Source organism: Nocardioides pacificus, assembly GCF_054775955.1.
The window spans coordinates 160,686-182,333 of record NZ_BAAHCI010000014.1 but is presented as its reverse complement, the minus strand read 5'-3'; the positions used below and the strand labels follow the sequence as shown (position 1 = coordinate 182,333).

Sequence of the window (21,648 nt, the reverse complement as noted above, 5' to 3'; positions counted from 1 at the left end):
GATACATTCCAAGTGGCACATGAGTATCAGAGCCCCAACGCAGGTCCAGTGGAGGGCGTCGTGCGGCGGAGGTCGTCGTCAAAACCCGCGCTCCGGGTCCGCCGTGCGGCGAGATCCTTGACTCGGTAGGCGAGGGCGGCGGTTGGGTGGTCGACCGGCAGCGGTTTCCGGGCGGCGGCGAGTGCGAGGATTCTCTCGGCGTTCACTCCCATGCGCTGGAGCCCGTCGAGGTACTTCGCCAACTGACCGGTCTGCTCGTCGCGATGTCCGACGTACGCGACGATCCGCTCCTGCCAGACGTGGAGCGCTTCACCGTAGCGGGCATTGATCCGGTTGGTGAGGTTGCGGTGGTACGCCGCCCCGTCGTCGTCGTTCGGTGGCGGTCCGACGAGCGACCGCCCGTCTGCGGGTACGCCGTTGGCCGCCCGCCACACGGCCAACTCACGGCGCAAATCCGCGGTGAGGACGTCGTCGTATCGCGTCGTCCAGCGCGGCAACCTCTCGCGTCGGGCGACTTCGCCGGCCAGCGCGCTGGCTCGGCGCGAGCGCGCGGACAGGTACGGCCCCCAGCTCGGATGGTCGGCCGCAACCTCGGGGATGCCCGGTAGCCAGGGGAGGGGTCCGGGTCCGGCGTCCTCAGGGTCAGCACGCAGCATGGATGCGGCGAGGGTGACCGCGTCGGCGTACCGCGTGACCGCGTCGTGCAGCTGGGCCTCCGGCGAAGCGCCCGTCGCTTGCGCCGTGGTGGCGGAGACGGCGGCACCGTCGCGGGCGAGGATCCCTTCGAGCACCTCGGTCGCGGTCAGCGCACGGTCGTCGGTCGGGCTGGGCAGGGCGTGTGTCTCATCGGAGCCGAGGACGAGGTGGGCGTGGTTCTCGACGCGACCGCGGGTGAGCATCGTGTAGAGCAGCTGCCGGTCTTCTGCGCCGGTGACGACGCCGTGGACGACGTCGGTGGTGATGCCCTGGGCGGTGTGCACCGTGGAGGCGTAGCCGAGCTCGACGTGGGCGGCGACGTACTCCGCGGGCAGCGTCGCATGGAGCCGCGAGGCGAGCTGTCGCACGGCCAGGCCGCCGTCCGCGCGCACAGCCTCGACCTGCCAGCGGTCGCCGTTCTTGACCCAGTCCGTGCCGCTCACGCCGAGCCGTCGATCGTTGCGACGGCTGATCACCACGTCGTCGACGTGGGCCGCGCAACCATCCGAGAGCGGCGCGGAGGCGCCGGCTGGGCTGCGGGCGGCCTGGGCTCGCAGGTTCAGCTCCCGGACGAGTTCACGCGTTGGCGCGAGCATGAGGCAGTCCCGGCCGCCGGCGCCCTCGTGCCGCCAGGCCTCGAACATCTCATCGACAGAGCTGTCGGCGTCGCCGACGTGAACCCGATCGTTGTCGAGGTAGAAGCCCAGCGCGGACTGGTCTCCCTCGCGCAGCGCCAACGACGCCTCAGCCTCAGCCGGATCGGCGAACCGCACAAGCTCGTCCAGGCGAACCGCACCGTGGGTGGCGGCGATGTCCCGCAGCACGCCACCGGCGCCGATAGCGGCGAGCTGGCGGTCGTCACCAATGAGCCGCACCGACGAGCCCTGCGCGACGGCGTACTCGATCACGGCCGCCAGGGTGAGTGTGTCGGCCATGCCGGCCTCGTCGATGACCACCAGCGTGCCGGGGCCGATGCTGGCCACGAGCGACGAGTCGCCGTCGTGGCGGACGTCGTGGACGACCTTGGCGAGCGTCTCGCACGGCATTCCGGTCGCCTCGGCGAGCGCCGCAGCGGCAGCCGCGGACGGCGCCAGCCCGACCGCATTGTGGCCACCCTCGGTCCACACGTTCGCCAGCACCTGCATGGCCGTTGTCTTGCCCGACCCGGCTGGCGCGAGGGCGAGATGCACGCGCATTCCGCTGGTCGCCAGCGCGGTCACCATGTCCTGTTGGCCGCGGTTGAGCGGAACGCCGTCGAGGATCGCGGCGAGCACCGACAGCTCCACGTCGTCGGCAGACCACGCGAGGCCGTCGAAGCGCCCGGCAGCATCGACGATGCGCTGCTCGGCCTCCAGCACACGACGGCTCGTGTAGCGATCCCGGCCCGTGTGCCGGTAGACGCTGGTGCCGTCCGAGCGACGCAGCACGGACGGCTCGGTGATCGGATCAAGCTCCGGCGTCAGGTTGATCGACAGGCGACCGATCGCGTCGTCGACGATCCACTCGACAACCTCAGCCACCCGGTCAGCAGGTACGGCGACGCCCCGCACCTGGCGCTGTGCCTCGGCTCGTAGGTGCCACACCTGCCAGGTCGCCCGTCGTGACTCAACCTCCGCGATCACCCGCTCAGCGGCGGCGTGGATCCACGCCGTCGTGACCGGCTGCTCCGGCCGCGGGGCACGGCGAAGAGCCGTCGACACCATCGACTCGACATTCAGCTCGGACCCGAGCACGTCGACGGCCTCGCTCCACCAGGCCTGCCGCTGCTCGGCGCACGACCGCGGTTCGTGCTTGGCCTCGCGGGTCTCGAGGTTCGCCTGTTGTGCCAGCGCCACCGACTCGACCGGTGTCGGTGGGCGGCCGTGCCTCATTCGGAACTCCCGCGCCAGCTCCCGTTGCCGCGCAACGACGGAGTTTCGCCGCTGCGACCACCGCTCAGACAGTTCCTCCGAGACGCCCTCGATCTCGCGGACGGGCCGCTTGCGATCTCCGGTGGTTGAGCCGGTCGAAACCCCGGGCCGCTCGACGAACGTGACTCCGAGCGTCTCGACCAGGTGCCGCTCCAGGGCGGTGTTGTAGGTCTCCGACGCGGCGACGACGTGCTCGTGCAGGACCTTGCCGTAGATCGAGAGCCACTTGCCCGAGCCCGTCTGCACCTTGTTGGCCAACGCGACGTGGGTGTGCAGATCGGGGTCACCCGCCCGGGAGTCGCGGTGGGTGAACGCCGCCGCGTTGAGCCCACGCGTCTCGACCTGCCGGGCACCGTTGCGCCCCTCCCGGGTGAACAGCACCTCGCGCTCGATGAAGTGCAGGGCGTCACCGACGGCCGCGTCGTGCGCATCCTCGATCACCCGGGACACCTCGATAGGCGCCACGGCCCAGAGCGCCGAGACCGACTTCACCGGGGAGAACGTCAGGTCGAACCCGGCCACCGCCGACTGCCGCGGCCGGGAGTAGCGAGCCAGCGCATCCGACAACTCCCGGGAGCTCTCCGCCTCTCGTCCGTGCTCGGCGACGAAGTACTCCCGGGCGACCTCGCTGCGCACCCGAGCGAGCAGGTCGCCCGGCGGCTTCCCGGTGGTTGAGCCTGTCGAAACCCCCGTGGCGCGGACTCGCCTGGCGACCTCGGCGTTGAACCCGTCGATGCCAGTGTTGTCGTAGACCCTGTACGCCGCCCCGAACAGCTCGCCCGTGAGCGGGTGCGATCCGGTGCCGAACAGGTATTTCATCTGTTCGGCGGTCACGACGTCGCCGGCATCCAAGCCGTCGATCCCAACGAGCCCGGAGCCGACCCAGCGGCCGGGCGACTCACCCTTCGCTGAGTAGTAGTCGGCCAGGGGAGTGGCGCCCTTCTCCGTCGAGTCGAGCGCGGCCACCTGCCGAGTCAGGTACTCATACCCTGACCCCGCCGAGAGCTTGTGAAGCGTCATGGTCACATCCCAAACGGCCGCGCGCAGTTCGCGAGTGGCCACGGAACGGGCTGTGGATGAAAGAGGTGTGTGGGGAGTGGGAGGAGAGGAGAGGAAGGAGCACGGGGGTCGGGCGGAGAGGGAGCGAGGGAGGAGAAGGCCGAGGTGAAGGAGAATGAGAAGGGGGAGGTCAGAGCGGAGAAAAGGAGTCGGCAGGGCGGTGGAGAGGGTGAACACGGTGTGACAGGTGGCGAGATCGCTGGCCACTCGCACGCTTGTTCCGGCCTTTAGGGGTAGGACCAATCTCGACAGTCGGGAGCCGACCATGACCGAGTACCTTCACCGCGACCCCACCCTCCGCGACGAATTGCTGACCATCGAGGAGGTCGCCGAGCTGATCCGCATGCCCGTGGCCTCACTGCGCTACTGGCGCGTGCTGGGCACGGGGCCGCGCGGCTTCATCATCGGGCGGCGTCTGCGCTACTGGCGCCGGGACGTCATGGACTGGCTCGACGAACAGCGCGAGTCCACAGGCCGCGGAGTCGCCTGACTTCTCCACAGGCACGGCGATCGCCGACCCCGTCGGGTGGCGACGAGTGCTACGGCGGACAGATGAGCAAGCAGCCCAGGACCACGCCCCGGCAGCGACGCTCCCAACGCGGAGCCGTCGAGGACCGCTGGCGCAAGCGCATCAAGGACGAGGGTGGCGACACCATCGAGGTGCCGTCGGCCGTCGCGGGCACGGTGACCCGATGGCGCGCCAGGTACGTCGACGACGCCGGCCGCGAACACACGCGCGCGTTCGACCGGAAGGTTGACGCGCAGAAATGGATCGACAAGCAGCTCTCCGCTCTGCTGCGCGGTGACCACGTCACACCCAAGGACGCCAAGCTGACGGTGGGGGAGTGGTGCGACAAGTGGCTCGCCGGCTACGGCACCCGGCGCAAGTCGACCGTGCGGCAGGCCGTTGCTCACATCAAGATCATCAAGGCGCACTTCGGGTCTGTGCCGCTCTCGGCGGTGAAGCCGTCCGACGTACGCACCTGGACAGCAGTCCTCAAGGACGAAGGTCGTGCCGACTCCTACACCTACGCGCTCCACGCTCGCCTCTCGCAGCTCTTCACCGACGCCGTCCACGACGGGCTCGTTGTGCGCAACCCGTGCTCGCGTCGGACGTCGCCAGGGATGGGGAAGCAGCGGCCGTACGTCGCAACGACGCGACAGGTGTGGGCGCTCTACGACGCCGTACCCGAAGGTGTGCGTCCGGCGATCCTGCTCGGAGCCCACGCAGGGTTACGGCTGGCCGAGGCGGCAGCGATTCGTGTCGAGGACATCGACTTCGCGACGGGGGTAGTTTCGCCTGCGCGTCAGTGGCTCGACGAGCCGCTCAAGTCCGACATGAGCCGGACACCAATCCCGATCCCCAAGGAGATGGCGCGCCTCCTTGCCGAAGCGATCCAGTGCGGTGACGGGCGATTCCTGGCCAGCGATCAGTGGGGAAACCCCGCCGGACCGTGGACGATCGAACGCGGGGTGCGGGCGTGCCGCAGGGCGGCGGGTCTGCCCGACGACTTCAGGTTCCACGACCTGCGCCACTACTTCGCCTCGCTGCTCATCGCGTCTGGGCTCGACGTCAAGGTCGTCCAGGCACGGCTACGGCACGCGTCCGCCAAGACCACACTCGATACCTACGGCCACCTTTGGCCCGAGCGTGACGACTCCTCCCGAGCAGCAGTCGCGGTGGTGTATCGCGAACGAACTTCAGAAGGCGAGAGTCGCGATTGACCGGCCCATCTTGTCGCATGCGATCAACGAGCATCGACCTTCGGCCGGCACGTGCCTGCTGGAAGGTCCGGAGCATTCCGCCCAGGATGACCTTGACGATGGAAATCTCCGCGGACCACGGCGTCGAGGTCCTTGGACGTCCGCGACTCCGGGATCCCGCGCCGCTTTCAGCGAGGCATCACCCTGACCAAGAGCAACGGAGCGCCCTCGCTGTCCGCGGCAAGGTTCATAGACTGTGCGACGACCAGGACACCGACGTGTTGCTGAAGGTGCCCGAAGACGATGCCTTCTCGTTTGGCGACGGGACCGTCAGCCGTTCGCGCAGGGCGCAGGTCAAGGGCGAAGAGTCGGACGGCGTGGTCACGCTCCGATTCTTTCGACCTTGCCGCGTCCATCGATCTCGGCCCGGAGACCACCCGGTCGCATGACGTACGAGGCCTTCGGTGACCGCGTGGTCGAGGGCACGGCGCAACGATTTCGCAGGAACCGATCAGGCCCACCTTCCCTCCCCCGTAGATTGCCCTGGACAGACTTGGAACCTCTCACGGGTCCGACCACGCGGGAGGCATGCCTCGGCATGCGCGGAAGGAACACATGAGCTTCAAAGACCGGATGAAGGACGCTGCCGCCCAGGCGGCAGTTCAGGCTCGAAAGGCTGCCGAGCAGGCCCGCGAACTGGCGGCCGATGTCAAGGAGCAGGCCGAGGAGAAGTGGGCCGACGACCAGAGCCGACGCCAAGGTCCACCGGTGCCGCCCCCCACCACCGAGGACCACTCAACAGCGACTTCCCCATCGGACGTTGTTCAGCCGGCCACGTCGGCCATGCCCTTCCCGCCCTTCCCGCCCGCCCCGTCGGCCCCGTCGGCCCCGTCGGCCCCGAGCGGAGTTGATGAAGGCCACAAGGGTGCGGCGGCCCGCGCCACTCAGTGGCGCGAGTCGGCCACTCAAGGGAACCTCGGGGCGTCGCTGGGTCGATTGAAGCCTGAGGTCAAGCGAAAGGCACCCAAGCCGCCGGGCTTCACCCGCCAGCAGATCGTGGCTCTGGGCGGACTGGTGGGCATCATCGTCCTGGTGCTCGCGATCACTGGCATCGCCTCGCTGTTCAGCGACGACGCCGATCCCGCGCCGAGCAGCGCGCCGGCAGCGGCCAGCACCACACCCTCACCCTCAGACTCCGTCGAGCCCACCCCTACGGCGAAGGCCAAAACACCGGTCACCGACATCTCGGTCGATGCCGTGCTCGACAAACTCAACAACCAGACAATCGACGGGCCCGCTCCATCCGACCCCAAGACTGGCGACCGCTTCCGCATCAGCGGCCCGCTGTTCGAAGAGCGCCTTTGGGGCGTAGGCGCCTCCGGTGACTACTCGGTCATGTTTAAGGCTCAGGGGGGTAAGCAGGACCTGATGGTGTTCGTCGATGAGGCGGACGCCGAAAAGTGGACCGACGGCACCAAGGTCGAGATGGTCGTCGAGCTCGTCGAAGTCACTATCGACGACGAGAAATCGAATGGATGGCTGCGGGCCGTCAGCGCAAAGACGCTGTCGGCAGGAACCACTGCGGAGGAGAAGGCGGCCGGCTCGGAGAAGAAGATGCTCAGGGACGCCGACGGCGTTCGGAAGACGTTCAACACCCTTGCCAACTTCGAAGCGTTCCTTCGCGTCGGACCCGGAAGCGCTGACGGCGTCGTGTACGTGTACCTGGATCCGAGCTTCCTCGTCCAAGACGTCGAGCTGTCCCACCAGTTCATCAACCAATTCAACAAGGCCCTGGTCGAAACGCTCGGCGACAACGCTGCGTTCCACAACATGGTCAAGTACTACATCGGCGACCAGCTCGTGGGCGCGAACAAGGAGATCCTCGACCCCTACACGGTCGATTTCAAGGGCGGCCTCGAGAAGTGACCTGGAACTGGTCTCCAGGACGACGGGCACTCCAACTCGTCTTCCGTGATATGGACGATTGATACGAATTCGCTTTTCGAAGAGCGCTACTGGCCTAGTTTTCGGGGAGCGTCGACAGCGACGCCTGCCACGGCTCGCTACTTGGTCTACGATGGCTCCTACGACTGGCAGCCCTCGGAGACACGTGAGTTGCCAGAGGATGACTTCGCCCCTGGGCCTGGCCAGTGGGTCGTGACGGATTCCAAGGGGAACATCATCGACCGCTTCGCGGACTTCGACGAACGAAACTGACGCTCGCCTCAGGGACGTCCGCTCGTGCCGTTGATAGCGCGCGGATCAGCCGATGAGCGTGCGAACGTCGAAGACGACGAGACCGGGATTTCGGCCGGGGCCGGGTCAAGCGACGGGTCAGGGTCGTGCGAGATAGGCCGTCTTGGCGTCCGGCGAGAACCCGCAGGATCGGTAGAACGCGTGGGTCTGAGGGTCCTTAGACCCGGTGAGCAGCATGGCCTTGTAGCAGCCTGCGTTCCAGGCGCGCTGGAGCGTTGCCACCATGATCTGCTTCCCCAACCCGGTGCCACGCAGAGATTCATCCACCACGACGTTCTCGATCACTGCGTAAGGCGAGGCGTTCCGCGTCATGTTGGGGATGACGTTGAGATAGGTGGTGGCAACGACATCGCCCCCGACCTCCAGGACCAGCAGAGTCAGACCGGGGGTGTCCAAGATCGTCTCGAACACGGATCGCTCGGAGTCATCCTCAAGGACAGGATCCTCTGGATGCAGCTGCCGATACAGGCGACGGATGGCACCAAAGTCCTCGCTGCTTGCTCCACGGATCACCAGGAAAGCGTAATCACCGCGACACCGGCCGACGCACTCATTTGCCCCCTGATGGCGCACGGAACTGCCGATGGGCGGGCAGTTGGCCGCTCCGGGCTGGCGCGTGGATCGGATAGCGGCGTAGACCCCCTGCCCGCTCAGCTGAATGCAGGCGCTTGACGCAGGAACTGCCAGGTGAGGTCCACCGGTGCGTCGTCGGACTCCGCCGAGTCATCCTCGGTCCAATGCTCGATGATCGCGTAACGCGTCTTGTTGCGCGGTACCTCGAATGACTCGCGTAGCGTTCCCCCTGAGTCGGACTCCGCGACGACCTCATGGCTGCCCGGGGGCAGGCTCAGGGGGAAGGAGATCCAGTTGTGCTGATCCTCGACGTGAAAGTCGCCGTCGACCACCGTGACACCGTCGACCGTGACCGTCAGACGAGTTTCATCGTCGTCGAGGGACTGGTTGCTGACGATGAGGACCAGGTCAGCTTCGGCCCTTTCGACGAGTGCGACGGTGGCGTCGTCGGCGGTCACGTCGGAGTGCGGTGTGGGGTCTTCGCCTTCCATCACGCCGCAACCACCCAGAGCCAAACTGGCGATGACGAGAACCAGAGGACAGTGCACAGTCACGAGTATGGGACGTAGCAAGTCGCGACTCGGTTCCAAATCGCCACCTGACGGCACGGGGACCTCCAGCCATGCCGCAGACTACTTGGGCTGTGGCCATCCGGACATGCCGCGATGAGTGCGTCCTATCGCCGCAAAGGTGCGCGTCCTCCGAGGTCTTGAGAACCGCTAACGGCGAGTGCGGCCGTCGGTGTGAGCCTCGAACGGCGCGTGGAGCGAATCTCCTGCGGAATCCCTGCGGAATTTGGCCCGTTTTGAGCCAACGAGAACGACCCCCGATCCTGCGTTTCCGCAGGTCAGGGGCCGGATCTCGACAAGCTCGATCAGCGAGGTCGATCAGATGTCGTAGTAGAGCTCGAACTCGTGCGGGTGCGGACGCAGCTGCACGGGCAGGATCTCGTTCTGGCGCTTGTAGTCGATCCACGTCTCGATCAGGTCCGGCGTGAAGACGTTGCCGGCCGTCAGGAACTCGTGGTCGTTCTCCAGGTTGTTGAGCACGTCGTCGAGACGGGTCGGGACCTGGTTGATCTCGGCCATCTCGTCCGGCGGCAGCTCGTAGATGTCCTTGTCTACGGGGGCCGGCGGCTCGATCTTGTTCTTGATGCCGTCGATGCCGGCGAGCAGCAGGCCCGAGAACGCCAGGTAGGGGTTCGCCGACGGGTCGGGGCAGCGGAACTCGATGCGCTTGGCCTTGGGGTTGGAGCCCGTGATCGGGATCCGGACGCAGGCCGAGCGGTTGCGCTGGCTGTAGACCAGGCTGATCGGGGCCTCGAAGCCGGGCACCAGGCGGTGGTAGGAGTTCACCGTCGGGTTGGTGAAGGCCAGCAGCGACGGGGCGTGCTTGAGGATGCCGCCGATGTAGTAGCGCGCCATGTCGGAGAGGCCCGCGTAGCCGGTCTCGTCGTAGAACAGCGGCTCGCCGTTGTTCCAGATCGACTGGTGCACGTGCATGCCCGAGCCGTTGTCGCCGAAGATCGGCTTCGGCATGAAGGTCGCGGTCTTGCCGTTGCGCCACGCGACGTTCTTGACGATGTACTTGAACTTCATGACGTCGTCGGCGGCCTTGAGCAGCTCGTCGAACTTGTAGTTGATCTCGGCCTGGCCGGCGGTGCCGACCTCGTGGTGGGCGCGCTCGACGTGGAGACCCGCGCGCTCCATCTCGATGACCATCTCGTCGCGCAGCTCGCCGAAGTGGTCGTACGGCGCGACGGGGAAGTAGCCGCCCTTGTACTTGACCTTGTAGCCGCGGTTGTTGTCCTCGGAGCCGCTGTTCCAGGCGCCGGCCTCGGAGTCGATGTGGTAGTACCCGGCGTTGGCCTTGGTCTCGAAGCGCACGTTGTCGAAGACGTAGAACTCGGCCTCGGGGGCGAAGTACGCCGTGTCGCCGATGCCCGTGCTGGCCATGTAGGCCATCGCCTTGCGGGCGATGTTGCGCGGGTCGCGGGAGTAGGCCTCACCCGTGATCGGGTCGTGGATGAAGAAGTTCACGACCAGCGTCTTGGCGACCCGGAAGGGGTCGATGTAGGCCGTGCTGGGGTCCGGGAACAGCTGCATGTCCGACTCGTGGATGGCCTGGAAGCCACGGATCGAGGAGCCGTCGAAGCCCAGTCCGTCCTCGAAGACCGACTGGTCGAACGACGAGACGGGGACCGTGAAGTGCTGCATCACGCCCGGCAGGTCGCAGAACCGGACGTCGACCATCTCGACGCGCTCGTCCTTGATGTACTTCAGCAGCTCGTCGCTGTTTGCGAACATTCGTCCTCCTTGGCCGCGGCTGGGTCAGTCCGGGCCGGCATGCAGTGCGATGGGAGATTCTGGTGCGGCGCTGCACCAGACAAGCCTGAAAACTACGCAGAGGCAGTTTCTGGACCATATCCACATTGTTTCGCCGATGTAACAGGTGGGCCTGGTCTAGCCGCTCACATTCGCTCGATAGCCTGAGCCGGTGAATGCCCCCTCCCTCGAGACCGCGTCCTGGATCCACCGGATGCTCGCGCTGGTCGTCGACTGGTTCGCCTCGATGGCCGTGGCCATCTTCATCCTGGGCGGCGACGGCTACTTCGGGGAGCCCGGCGACCCGGTGCCGGGACTGCTGACGCTGACCATCTACGTCCTCGAGTCGACGATCCTGACGGTGCTCGCCGGTGGCTCCTTCGGCAAGCTGGCCACCCGGCTGCGCGTCGTACGCACCGACGGCAGCGGTCTGCCGGTCTCGCCGCTGCTGGCGCTGCTGCGCCAGGTGATGGTGGCTCTGGTCATCCCGCCGCTGGTCTTCCGCCCGGACGGCCGCGGCCTGCACGACATCGTGGCCGGTACGGCGACCGTCCCGCTGGCCGTCGCCCGCGGCGGACGCAAGTCTGACTGACAGCCAGATCTCACCTCGCTCTCAGCCGGAGTCAGCGGGGGAGTCGTACGCTGGAGGAGCCTGCCGGGCGCCAGCTCGGCAGCCGACCACGAAAGGCTCACCCATGCGACGCACCACGCTCGTACGCCGTGCGGCCATCGCCGCCGCGACCCCCCTGCTGCTGGTGACGCTGACCTCCTGCGGCTCTGACGACGCGGACGACACCGCGAACACCTCCGCCTCCACCAGCGAGTCCGACGGTGCCGGCGCAGCCCCTGTCGCCGACGTCGCGGAGGGCGAGGAGGTCGACCCTGCCGAGTTCGCCGACGAGATCGCCTCGGGGCTCGACGACGTCACCACCGCCCATCTCACGATGACCATGGAGGGCGGCACCATGGAGATGACCGCCGAGGGCGACGTGGACTACACCGAGACCCCGCCGGCGATGGCGATGACGATGTCCAACTCGGCCATGGGGGAGGAGGAGATGGACATCCGACTCGTCGACGGCACCATCTATGCCTCCGTGCCCGGGATGACCAACGGGAAGTTCATCGCCCTGGACAGCGACGACCCCAACAACCCGATGGGCCAGCTCTTCACCGAGCAGCTCGACCCGCGCAAGACGATGGAGGGCCTGACCGAGGGCATCGAGAAGGTGGTCTTCGTCGGTGAGGAGGACGTCGACGGCGAGTCGCTGCGCCACTACACGATGACCCTCGACCCGGAGGCGCTCAAGGAGCTGGGCGGCGACATGATGGGCCAGATGGGTACGGGCCAGCCCAAGGTCGACCTCCCCGAGGAGATGACCTACGACATCTGGCTCGACGACGAGAGCCGCACCCGCGTCACCGAGATGGACCTGGGCGAGGCGAACGGCTCGGTCACCGTGGAGATGGACGCCTGGGGCGAGCCGGTGAGCATCGAGGCCCCGCCGGAGGACGAGATCGTGGAGATGGGGAGCAGCCCCGCCGCCTGAGCGACGCGGCCGCTGATGCGAAGCCTCAGCGGCCGCGCATGTTCTGGCGCATGCCCTTCATGTTGGTCGGCATCGGCCCCTTGGGCAGCGGGATGTTCGAGCGGTTGGCGTCGAGCGCCCGGAGGCGGCTGAGCACGTCGGTGAGCTCGGCCGGCTTCACGGCGCGCTTGAGCTTGGTGATGTGACGCACCAGCTTGGGCAGCGGCACCTGGCCCTCGTCGTTGCCGAGCATGACCTCGTGGATCGGAGTGTCCGCGACCACCCGCGCGTGCTTGCGGCGCTCGTTGATCATCAGCGAGCGGACCCGGTTGGGGTTCCCCTCGCCGACGAGCACGATGCCGGGCGGGCCCACGACCCGGTGCACGACGTCCTGCTGCTTGGTGAACGCGACCACCGGGTCGGTCTTCCAGCCGCGCTTGAGCATCTGCAGCGCCGCGGCGGCGGCCCCCAGCTGGCCCTCCATCTGGTTGTACGCCGCACGCTGGGCGCGCCGGCCGAAGACGATGAGCGCCGCGAGGACGCCGATCATGATCGCGCCGACGATGCTCATGATCCACTCGATGATCCCGCTGCCGGGCAGGATCTTGAAGAGCACGAAGCCGACCGCGGCACCGACGAGGAAGGTGCCGAGCAGCCACAGCCCGATGCGCGTGTCGGACTTCTTCGTCATCCGGTAGGTCTGGGCGAACTGCTGGCGCCGGTTCATGTTGGCCGGGGCGACGGGGGTCGACATGCGAGTGCCTTTGCTTCGTGCGAGTGATCGTGACGGGTGATCGTAACGGGGGCCGACGGCGCCCGGTGGAGCGACGTCAGACGGACGTGACGACCGTCTCCGAGCGCGCGTCCATGGCCTGACGGTACAGCCGACCGGCCCGGTACGACGAACGAACCAGCGGGCCGGACAGCACGCCGGAGAATCCGATCTGGTCGGCCTCGTCCTTGAGCTCCACGAACTCCTCGGGCTTGACCCAGCGCTCGACGGGGTGGTGGCGCACGGAGGGGCGCAGGTACTGCGTGATCGTGACCAGCTCGCAGCCCGCGTCGTACAGGTCCTGCAGCGCCTGCGAGACCTCCTCGCGGGTCTCGCCCATGCCCAGGATCAGGTTGGACTTGGTGACGAGGCCGAAGTCGCGCGCCTGGGTCAGCACGTCGAGGGAGCGCTCGTAGCGGAAGGCCGGGCGGATCCGCTTGAAGATCCGCGGCACCGTCTCGACGTTGTGAGCGAGCACCTCGGGGCGCGACTCGAAGACCTCGCGCAGCAGGTCGGGCTTGCCGTTGAAGTCGGGGATCAGGTTCTCGACGCCGGTCTCAGGGTTGAGCTCGTGGATCGCACGGACGGTCTCGGCATAGAGCCAGGCGCCGCCGTCCTCCAGGTCGTCGCGGGCGACGCCGGTGATGGTGGCGTAGCGCAGACCCATCGTCTGGACCGACTCCGCCACCCGGCGCGGCTCGTCGCGGTCGAGTGCCTGCGGCTTGCCGGTGTCGATCTGGCAGAAGTCGCAGCGCCGCGTGCACTGGTCGCCGCCGATGAGGAACGTCGCCTCGCGGTCCTCCCAGCACTCGTAGATGTTGGGGCAGGCCGCCTCCTGGCACACGGTGTGGAGTCCCTCGGACTTCACCAGGCTCTGGAGGTGCTTGTATTCCGGACCCATCTTGGCGCGGGTCTTGATCCACTCGGGCTTGCGCTCGATCGGGGTCTCCGCGTTGCGCACCTCCAAACGGAGGAGCTTGCGGCCTTCAGGGGCGGGAGCTTGGGTCACGTTGGCCCACTCTACGCCGGTGCTGGGCAGGCCCCACGGCCCCCGTCAGGGCACGTCGCGGCGCCGGAAGACCAGCAGCGAGGCGGTGACGGACGCCGCGAGCAGCGTGCCCAGGTAGAGGCTCGCCTGGCCCGTGGTGAGCACCGCGTCGCCGCAGTTCACGGTGGGGGTCGCGCCGGTGCACTTGCTCTGGTCCCAGTAGCGGATCCCGTCGTAGAGGACCGCCAGCACGTTGCTGGGCAGCATCCACCGCTCCGGGGAGGGCAGCGGCAGCACTCCGACCAGGAGTGAGCCGACCACGGCGACCGCGAACAGCAACCCCAGCGTGGCCACGGTGCTGCGGAAGAGCATCGTGACCGCGTAGGCGCCGAGCGCCGCGGCGCCGGCCAGCAGCACCCCCCGGCCGCTGAAGCCCGCCAGGATCGCGACGATGTCGTCGTGGATCGCCTGGTCGCGCGAGGCGGCCACCGCCCAGAGGCCGGTCCAGTAGGCCGTGAGCACGATCACCGAGGTGACCAGGGTGGTGACCAGCACGGCCAGCGCCTTGGCCAGCCAGACGCGGCTGCGGCGCACCTCGAACAAGAGCTGGTTGCTCATCGAGCCGCTGTTCCAGTCGGCGCCCGCGAACGTCGTACCGATCAGCATCGTGACCACCACGAGCAGCAGGACGACGGCGGTGCCGGTCTCCTGCTTCTGGTCGATCAGGGTGAGCTTCGAGCGGTAGATGAAGTACTCGGCCTTCGGCAGGAGCCGCTCGCGGCACGCGCTCTCCACCTCGGGGGTGGGCGTCGCGTCGTCCTCGGTGCGTCGATCCAGGCAGCGGTTCACCTCCTTGATGAACCAGGGGTCGGCCTCGAGCAGCGCGGACTCCTCGGCCGCCAGCTGCTCGGCGCGCTGGTAGTCGCCCTCGCTGACGGGCCGGGTCTGCCAGGCGAGACCTGCACCGATCACGAGGGGTACGACGAACGCGGCCGCGAGCAGGACCAGGACGGCCCGCCGCCAACGCAGCCGGGTGAGCTCGACGCCGATCAGCCGGATCATCGGACCGTCTCCTGGCCGAGCGTGTCCTGCGCGGTGAGCTCGAGGAACACGCTCTCGAGGTCGGCGCGCACCGGCGTCAGCTCCGAGAGCCAGACGCCGCCGTCGCCGAGGACCCGAGTGACCTCCTGCGGTGGCCGGTCGGTGTCGATGCGCAGGGCCGTGCCGGGCGCGTCGGAGTGGTCTTCGTCCGGCTCGACAGTGAAGTCGGCCGCGCGCAGCAGCCGCGTCGCGGTCTCCGGGTCAAAGACACGCACGCGGAGACGAGCCAGCGAGGTGGTGCCGAGCAGGTCGTCGACCTTGCCCGAGGCGAGCATCCGCCCGCGCCCGATGATGGTGGCCGAGGTGCACACCTGCTGGACCTCGGCGAGGATGTGGGAGCTCAGCAGCACGGTGACACCGGAGCTGCCGAGCGTGCGGATCGTCTCCCGGATCTGGTGGATGCCGGCTGGATCCAGCCCGTTGGTGGGCTCGTCGAGGATCAGCAGGTCGGGCTCCTTGAGCAGGGTCGCCGCGATCGCCAGGCGCTGCTTCATGCCGAGTGAGTAGCCCTTGTAGCGGTCCTTGTCGCGCCCGGTCAGACCGACGGTCTCGAGCGAGGCGTCCACGCGGGTGGCCGGCACTCCGAGTGAGCGGGCAAGCAGGGTGAGGTTCTGCCGTCCGCTGAAGCCGGGGGCGAACTTCGGGGACTCGACCACGGCGCCGATCCGGTCGATGACCGAGGGCAGGCGCTGGGGGACCGGCGTCCCGAACAGTCGCATGCTGCCCGAGGTGGCCGAGGCGAGTCCCAGCAGCATCCGGATGGTCGTGGTCTTCCCGGATCCGTTGGGCCCGAGGAAGCCGTGCACGCCCCCTGCCGGGACGGCGAGATTCAGGTCGGAGACCGCCACCCGGCGCCCGGCCCGGCCGCGGAACTCCTTGCGGAGCTGGTGGGTCTCGATCACCAGGTCGCCCGCCGAGACGTCGCTCGTCGCCACGCTGTCCAGCACCAGCACACCCCCGTGTCACCCGCCGCGCGCTGCGGCCGGACCGTGATCGTGGCAGGTGCCGGCAGGCGGTGGTGGGACCGACGCGCGGTCAGCCGTCGGAGTCAGCCGCCGGGAGTCAGCCGCCGGGAGTCAGCCGCCGGGGGTGAGGATCTCGATGCGCGGGGCGCGGCCCGGCTCGGGGCGGGGCTCGTAGTCGGGGGTGGGCACGTAGGGCCCCCAGGCCAGCAGGTCGGCGAAGTGCCGCTCGACGCTGGGCAGCACCTCCTGGACGCTCACCCGCCGGCCGAGCTCGTGCGAGAGCGAGGTGACGCCGGCATCGGCGATGCCGCACGGCACGAACCGGTCGTACCAGCCGAGGTCGACGTCGCAGTTGAGGGAGAACCCGTGCATGGCCACGCCGCGGCTGACCCGGATGCCGATCGCCGCGATCTTGCGCTCGGGCCGGCTGCCGGCTCCGGTGTCGTCCGCCGCCAGCCAGACGCCGCTGCGGCCCGGGACCCGGGCGGTGGTGACGCCGAGGTCGGCGCAGACGGCGATCAGCGCCTCCTCGACCCGGCGCACGTAGTCGACGACCAGCACGTGGTCGGGCAGCCGAACGATCGGGTAGCCGACCAGCTGGCCGGGGCCGTGGAAGGTGATCTTGCCGCCCCGGTCGACGTCGATGACGTCGGCCGTGCCGGGGTCGGCGGGACGCTCGTGCGGGTCGGTGCGCTTGCCGCAGGTGAACACCGGCGGGTGCTCGAGCAGGAGCACGGTGCCGGGCCGCTCCCCGTCGGCGACGGCGGCATGCACCTCACGCTGGAGCTCCCAGGCGGCGCGATAGTCGAGGGCGTCAGGTCCGAGTCCGGCGATCGTGAAGTCAACCACCCGGCGAGCCTACGCCTGCGGAGGTCGCCTGTGGATGAGCGCCGACGTCCCGGGCGTCGACGCGCCATGCTGGAGCGGTGACCGTGCGCCGGACCATCCTGCTCGTCGTGGCACTCGCTGTGCTGGCGACGATGCTGACGGGTGTGCTGTGGAAGCTGGAGGCGCGACACGCCCCGACGGTGGTGGCCCAGGAGACGGGGCCCGGCTCGGCCCTGCAGCAGGCGCTCGCCGCGCTGCGAGGGTGGGACGCAGCGCGTGCCGCGGCATACGCGGAGGGCGACGTGGGGGCGCTGGGGGCCCTCTACGTCACCGGCTCGGGGGCCGGGCGACGGGACGTGGCCCTGCTGAGTCGCTATGCCGCCCGCGGGCTCGTCGTCCGTGACCTCGGCACCCAGGTCCTCCGCGCGCGGCTGCTGGAGGGCGACAGCGAGACGTGGCGTCTCGTCGTGACCGAGCGCCTGGCCTCGGGCCGAGCGGTCGGGGAGGGCACCGACCTGGCCCTGCCCCAGGGTGCCTCTCGGACCCGCACCGTCACGCTGGTCCGCGCAGCGGAGGGCTGGCTGGTCGAGGAGGTCCTGCCTGGCGCGCCCGGAGACCGGTCAGGTGCCGACGGGTCACCCGAGGGCGGCTGAGAGTACGGCGCGCACGTCGGGGTCGTGGAAGGTGTAGCCCGCGTCCGTCAGGGCTGCCGGACGGGCGTTGACGGAGCCCAGCACCTCGGGGGCCATCGCCCCGGCGGCCCGGCGCAACAGCGGCGACGGTACGGCGAGGAAGGCGCGGCGTGACACGGCACCGGCGAGAGCGTCGGTGAACTCCGCGTTGGTCGGGGTCTCGGGGCAGCACAGGTTGAACGGGCCGGACGCCTCCGGATGCTCGGCCAGGAACGCGACGGCACCCACCCAGTCGCGCAGCGAGATCACCGGGAAGTGCTGCCGGCCGTTGCCCAGCCGGGTGCCGAGGCCGAGCTTGAAGAGTGGCAGCAAAGGCTGCAGGGGAGCGCTGGCCCGGTCCAGCACAGGGGCGGTGCGCAGGATGCAGACCCGCGATCCCGCATCCACCGCAGGCTGCGCGGCGGCCTCCCAGTCCCGGGTCACGCTGGTCAGCAGCGCCTCGCCGCGGCTGTCGGACCGCTCGGTGAGCTCCTCGGCGCCGTGGTCGCCGTAGAAGGAGATCCCGTTGCCCGCGAGGAAGGCGGGCAACCGGGCGCCGGTCTGGTCGCCGGTCTGGTCGCCGGTCTGGGCACCGGACTGGGCGATCGTCTCGGCCAGCAGCCGGGTGGTGGTCACCCGGCTCGTGCGCAGCTGCTCGGCCCACGACTTCGAGTGCGGGTTGCCGGCGGTGGGGGAGCCCGCCAGGTTGATGACGACGTCGGCCGAGGCGATCAGGTCGCCGTCGATCTCACCGGCGTAGGGGTCCCAGACGGACTCGTCCGGCACGCCCGTCGCACGTCGTACGAGTCGGGTCACCCGGTGGCCGCGGCTGCGCAGCTCGCTGACGAGGTGGGATCCCAGGAACCCGGACGAGCCGGCGACGACGACATGCATGCCGCCAGCGTGACACACGACGCCCGATGGCCCTCCAGGATCGGAGGACCACCGGGCGGTGGTGGTGCTGGGTGGTTCGGGTGATCAGACCTCGAACTGGCCCGCCTCGAGACGCTCCTTGACCTCGGAGAGGAAGCGGGCGGCGTCGGCGCCGTCCACGATCCGGTGGTCGTAGGTCAGGGCGAGGTAGACCATGTTGCGCACTGCGATCGTCTCGCCGAGGTTGGCGTCGTCGATCACGACCGGGCGCTTGACGACCGTGCCCGTGCCGAGGATCGCCACCTGCGGCTGGTTGATGATCGGGGTGTCGAAGAGCGCCCCGCGGCTGCCGGTGTTGGTCAGCGTGAACGTGCCGCCGGACAGCTCGTCGGGGGTGATCTTGTTGGTCCGGGTCCGCTCGGCGACGTCGGAGATCTTGCGGGCAAGGCCCGCGATGGACAGGTCGCCCGCGTCCTTGATGACCGGCGTCAGCAGGCCCTTCTCGGTGTCGACCGCGATCGAGAGGTTCTCGCGGTCGTAGTAGGTGACCTCGCCCTTCTCCATGTCCACGCCGGCGTTGAGCGACGGGTGCTGCTTGAGCGCGTCGATCGCGGCCTTGGCGAAGAACGGCATGAACGAGAGCTTCACGCCCTCGCGCGCCGCGAAGTCGGCCTTGGCCTGGTCGCGGAGCCGGGAGATGTTGGTGACGTCGACCTCGACGACCGTGGTGAGCTGGGCCGCGGTCTGCAGCGACTCGACCATCCGCTGCGCGATGATCTTGCGCAGTCGGCTCATCTTCTCTGTCTTGCCGCGCAGCGGCGAGGGGGAGACCGGCGCGGCGGCCGGGGCCGAGCTCTCGGCCGGAGCCGCGGACGCAGCGGGAGCGGCCTGCGACTCCTGGGCCTTCGCCGCGTCGAGGACGTCCTGCTTGCGGATCCGGCCGCCGACGCCCGTGCCGCTCAGCGAGTCGAGGTCGACGCCGTGCTGGGCAGCCATCTTCCGCACCAGCGGGGTGACGTAGGCGCGGCTGTCGCCGCCCGAGGCGGACGACTCCGTCTGCTGCTTCGGCTCGGCCTGGGGCTGCTCGGGAGCAGGCTCCGAGGCGCGCGCGGCGGGCTCGGGCTTCTTCTCGGGCTCGGGGGTTGGCTCCGGCTTCTTCTCCGGCTCCGGCTCCGGCTCGGGCTCCGGCTCCGGCTCGGGGGCGGACTCCTGGGCAGGCGCGGGCTGACCGGAACCGACGATGGCGAGCTCCGCGCCGACCTCGACGGTCTCGTCCTCGGAGACCTTGATCTCCAGGAGCGTGCCGGCGACGGGGGAGGGGATCTCGGTGTCGACCTTGTCGGTGGAGACCTCGAGCAGGGGCTCGTCGACCGCGACGTCGTCACCGACCTGCTTGAGCCAGCGGGTGACGGTGCCCTCGGTCACGGACTCGCCGAGTGCCGGCAGGGTGACCGACGTGCCGGAGGCGCCGCTGTCGCCGCCGGAGGCGGCGGGCTGGCTCTGCTCCTCCTGGGCCGGGGCCTCCTCGGCCGCGGGCTCCTCGGGCTGGCTCTGCTGCGGCTCGGGCTGCGGCTCGGGCTCGGGCTGCGACTCCTGCTCGGGCTCCGCGGGTGCCTCCTCCTGCTGCTCGCCGCCGCCGGAGTCGCCGCCGCCCTCGCCCTCGTCACCGATGACGGCGAGGACCTCGCCGACCTCGATGGTGGCGTCCTCGTCGGCACGGATCTCCAGGAGCGTGCCGGCGACGGGCGAGGGGATCTCGGTGTCGACCTTGTCGGTGGAGACCTCGAGCAGCGGCTCGTCGACCGCCACGGTGTCACCGACCTGCTTGAGCCAGCGGGTGACGGTTCCCTCGGTGACGGATTCGCCGAGTGCCGGCAGTTGGACTTCGGTGGCCATGGAAGGTTCCTTCGCTCGCGTCGTGTGTCTGGTCGTCGTGTCTGGATGTCAGGAGTGGGCGTGCAGCGGCTTCCCGGCGAGGGCGAGGTGGGCCTCGCCGAGAGCTTCGTTCTGGGTCGGGTGGGCGTGCAGCATCGAGGCGACGTCCTCGGCGTGGGCCTCCCAGCCATAGATCAGCTGGGCCTCCCCGATGAGCTCGCCGACCCGGTCCCCGACGAGATGGATGCCCACGATGGGGCCGTCCTTCTCGCGGACCAGCTTGACGAACCCCTGGGTCTTGAGGATCTGGCTCTTGCCGTTGCCCCCGAGGTCGTAGGTGAGCGTCTCCACCGCCTCCTCGCCGTACGTCGAGCGCGCGGCAGCCTCGGTCAGGCCGACCGACGCGATCTCGGGACGCGAGTAGGTGACGCGGGGGATGCCGGCCTCGTCGAGCGGGCGCGGGGAGAGCCCGGCGATCTCCTCGGCGACGAGGATCCCCTGGGCGAAGCCGCGGTGGGCCAGCTGCAGCCCGGGGACGATGTCGCCGACGGCGAAGACGCCCTCGACGCCTGTGCGGCAGCGGTCGTCGACGAGCACGAACCCGCGGTCCATGGCGACGCCCTGCTCGTCGTACCCGAGCCCCTCGGTGACCGGGCCGCGACCCACCGCGACCAGCAGCAGGTCGGCCTCCAGGACGTCGCCGCCCTCGAGGGTGACCGCGACCCCGGAGTCGGTGTGCTCGCAGCTCTGGAACGGCGTGCCGGTGCGCATCGTGATGCCGCGCTTGCGGAACGCGCGCTCCAGGGCCTTCGACGACGCCTCGTCCTCGGCGGCCACCAGCCGGGGGAGTGCCTCGACGATCGTCACCTCGGCGCCGAAGCTGCGCCAGACGCTGGCGAACTCGCAGCCGATGACCCCGCCGCCCAGCACGATGACCGAGCCGGGGACCCGGTCGAGCGACAGCGCGTGGTCGGAGGTGAGGACCCGCTCGCCGTCGACGTCGAGACCGGGCAGGCTCTTGGAGCGCGAACCGGAGGCCAGCACCACGTGGCGGCCGGTCCAGGCCTTGCCGTCCACGGTGACCTCGCGCTGACCGGTGAGCCGGCCCTCGCCCTCGATGACCGTGATGCCGCGCGAGCGGACCAGGCCGGTGAGGCCCTTGAAGAGCCGTCCGACGACCCCGTCCTTGTAGGAGTTCACACCGGCCATGTCGATGCCGTCCAGCGTCGCGCGGACGCCGAACTGGTCGGCCTCCCTCGCGGAGTCGGCGACCTCAGCGGCGTGCAGGAGGGCCTTGGTGGGGATGCAGCCGATGTGCAGGCAGGTGCCACCGACCTTGCTCTTCTCGACCAGCCCGACGCTGAGACCCAGCTGCGCCGCGCGGAGGGCGCAGGCATAACCGCCGGAGCCCGCTCCCAGGATGAGTACGTCGAAGTCGGCGTCGGCCACCGTGGTCCTTTCCTCCCCCAGATCTCGGGCACGTGAAGTCGTGCCTGGTCGAAGTGCGGTCCATCTTTGCACTTC

The 21,648-nt window shown here is 69.1% G+C and carries 18 protein-coding genes; 6 read left to right on the top strand and 12 right to left on the bottom strand.

Annotated elements, in window-relative coordinates:
- Window positions 1–26: 26 nt before the first annotated feature.
- The gene (gene mobF, locus ACYU7L_RS17225; protein ID WP_460799171.1) at window positions 27–3,626 is read right to left on the bottom strand and encodes a MobF family relaxase; all 3,600 of its coding nucleotides are present in this window, start codon (window positions 3,624–3,626) and stop codon (window positions 27–29) included.
- Between the two features lie 304 nt (window positions 3,627–3,930).
- Here mobF and ACYU7L_RS17220 point away from each other — a divergent pair, with 304 nt between their 5' ends.
- The 3 genes from ACYU7L_RS17220 (at window position 3,931) to ACYU7L_RS17210 (ending at window position 7,295) form a co-directional block, all read left to right on the top strand.
- Complete coding sequence (locus ACYU7L_RS17220; protein ID WP_460799169.1) at window positions 3,931–4,155, top strand: helix-turn-helix transcriptional regulator; 225 nt, start codon at window positions 3,931–3,933, stop codon at window positions 4,153–4,155.
- A gap of 62 nt (window positions 4,156–4,217) precedes the next feature.
- Window positions 4,218–5,390 (top strand): tyrosine-type recombinase/integrase, encoded by a 1,173-nt coding sequence (locus ACYU7L_RS17215; RefSeq protein WP_460799167.1) that lies wholly within the window; start codon window positions 4,218–4,220, stop codon window positions 5,388–5,390.
- Between the two features lie 594 nt (window positions 5,391–5,984).
- Window positions 5,985–7,295 (top strand): hypothetical protein, encoded by a 1,311-nt coding sequence (locus tag ACYU7L_RS17210; protein ID WP_460799165.1) that lies wholly within the window; start codon window positions 5,985–5,987, stop codon window positions 7,293–7,295.
- A 408-nt stretch (window positions 7,296–7,703) separates the two neighbouring features.
- On the opposite strand, the gene ACYU7L_RS17205 is transcribed toward ACYU7L_RS17210, so the two are convergent.
- The 3 genes from ACYU7L_RS17205 to glnA form a co-directional block, all read right to left on the bottom strand.
- Window positions 7,704–8,138, bottom strand: a complete 435-nt coding sequence (locus ACYU7L_RS17205) for a GNAT family N-acetyltransferase (RefSeq protein ID WP_460799163.1) — start codon at window positions 8,136–8,138, stop codon at window positions 7,704–7,706.
- A gap of 137 nt (window positions 8,139–8,275) precedes the next feature.
- Window positions 8,276–8,746, bottom strand: coding sequence for a hypothetical protein (locus ACYU7L_RS17200; protein ID WP_460799161.1), 471 nt, complete (start codon window positions 8,744–8,746; stop codon window positions 8,276–8,278).
- A 339-nt stretch (window positions 8,747–9,085) separates the two neighbouring features.
- Window positions 9,086–10,504, bottom strand: a complete 1,419-nt coding sequence (gene glnA, locus ACYU7L_RS17195; RefSeq protein ID WP_460799160.1) for a type I glutamate--ammonia ligase — start codon at window positions 10,502–10,504, stop codon at window positions 9,086–9,088.
- A 190-nt stretch (window positions 10,505–10,694) separates the two neighbouring features.
- Between glnA and ACYU7L_RS17190 the strand changes: the two genes are divergently transcribed.
- Together ACYU7L_RS17190 and ACYU7L_RS17185 are read left to right on the top strand one after the other, a co-directional pair.
- The gene (locus tag ACYU7L_RS17190; protein WP_460799157.1) at window positions 10,695–11,114 is read left to right on the top strand and encodes an RDD family protein; all 420 of its coding nucleotides are present in this window, start codon (window positions 10,695–10,697) and stop codon (window positions 11,112–11,114) included.
- 103 nt (window positions 11,115–11,217) lie between these two features.
- Window positions 11,218–12,072, top strand: a complete 855-nt coding sequence (locus ACYU7L_RS17185) for an LppX_LprAFG lipoprotein (RefSeq protein ID WP_460799155.1) — start codon at window positions 11,218–11,220, stop codon at window positions 12,070–12,072.
- A gap of 25 nt (window positions 12,073–12,097) precedes the next feature.
- Here ACYU7L_RS17185 and ACYU7L_RS17180 read toward each other — a convergent pair whose 3' ends face one another.
- The 5 genes from ACYU7L_RS17180 to lipB form a co-directional block, all read right to left on the bottom strand.
- Window positions 12,098–12,805 (bottom strand): DUF4191 domain-containing protein, encoded by a 708-nt coding sequence (locus ACYU7L_RS17180; protein WP_460799153.1) that lies wholly within the window; start codon window positions 12,803–12,805, stop codon window positions 12,098–12,100.
- A 76-nt stretch (window positions 12,806–12,881) separates the two neighbouring features.
- Window positions 12,882–13,832, bottom strand: a complete 951-nt coding sequence (gene lipA, locus ACYU7L_RS17175) for a lipoyl synthase (RefSeq protein ID WP_460799151.1) — start codon at window positions 13,830–13,832, stop codon at window positions 12,882–12,884.
- Between the two features lie 45 nt (window positions 13,833–13,877).
- Window positions 13,878–14,873: a hypothetical protein gene (locus ACYU7L_RS17170; RefSeq protein ID WP_460799148.1), complete on the bottom strand. Its 996-nt coding sequence runs from the start codon at window positions 14,871–14,873 to the stop codon at window positions 13,878–13,880.
- Window positions 14,870–15,859, bottom strand: a complete 990-nt coding sequence (locus tag ACYU7L_RS17165) for an ABC transporter ATP-binding protein (RefSeq protein WP_460799146.1) — start codon at window positions 15,857–15,859, stop codon at window positions 14,870–14,872. Before ACYU7L_RS17165 ends, ACYU7L_RS17170 begins: the two co-directional genes overlap by 4 nt.
- Window positions 15,860–15,988: 129 nt before the next feature.
- A complete protein-coding gene (gene lipB, locus ACYU7L_RS17160; protein ID WP_460799143.1) occupies window positions 15,989–16,726 on the bottom strand; it encodes a lipoyl(octanoyl) transferase LipB in 738 nt (245 codons plus the stop codon).
- Between the two features lie 77 nt (window positions 16,727–16,803).
- On the opposite strand from lipB, the gene ACYU7L_RS17155 reads away from it, so the two are divergent.
- Window positions 16,804–17,358 (top strand): hypothetical protein, encoded by a 555-nt coding sequence (locus ACYU7L_RS17155; protein ID WP_460799140.1) that lies wholly within the window; start codon window positions 16,804–16,806, stop codon window positions 17,356–17,358.
- Here ACYU7L_RS17155 and ACYU7L_RS17150 read toward each other — a convergent pair.
- The 3 genes from ACYU7L_RS17150 to lpdA form a co-directional block, all read right to left on the bottom strand.
- Entirely contained in the window at window positions 17,341–18,270 is a 930-nt protein-coding gene (locus tag ACYU7L_RS17150) for a TIGR01777 family oxidoreductase (protein WP_460799138.1), read from the bottom strand. The genes ACYU7L_RS17155 and ACYU7L_RS17150 overlap by 18 nt on opposite strands.
- Window positions 18,271–18,354: 84 nt before the next feature.
- The gene (gene sucB, locus ACYU7L_RS17145; protein WP_460799135.1) at window positions 18,355–20,145 is read right to left on the bottom strand and encodes a 2-oxoglutarate dehydrogenase, E2 component, dihydrolipoamide succinyltransferase; all 1,791 of its coding nucleotides are present in this window, start codon (window positions 20,143–20,145) and stop codon (window positions 18,355–18,357) included.
- Between the two features lie 48 nt (window positions 20,146–20,193).
- On the bottom strand, window positions 20,194–21,573 hold the full coding sequence (lpdA, locus tag ACYU7L_RS17140) for a dihydrolipoyl dehydrogenase (protein ID WP_460799133.1): 1,380 nt from the start codon (window positions 21,571–21,573) through the stop codon (window positions 20,194–20,196).
- Between the last annotated feature and the right edge of the window lie 75 nt (window positions 21,574–21,648).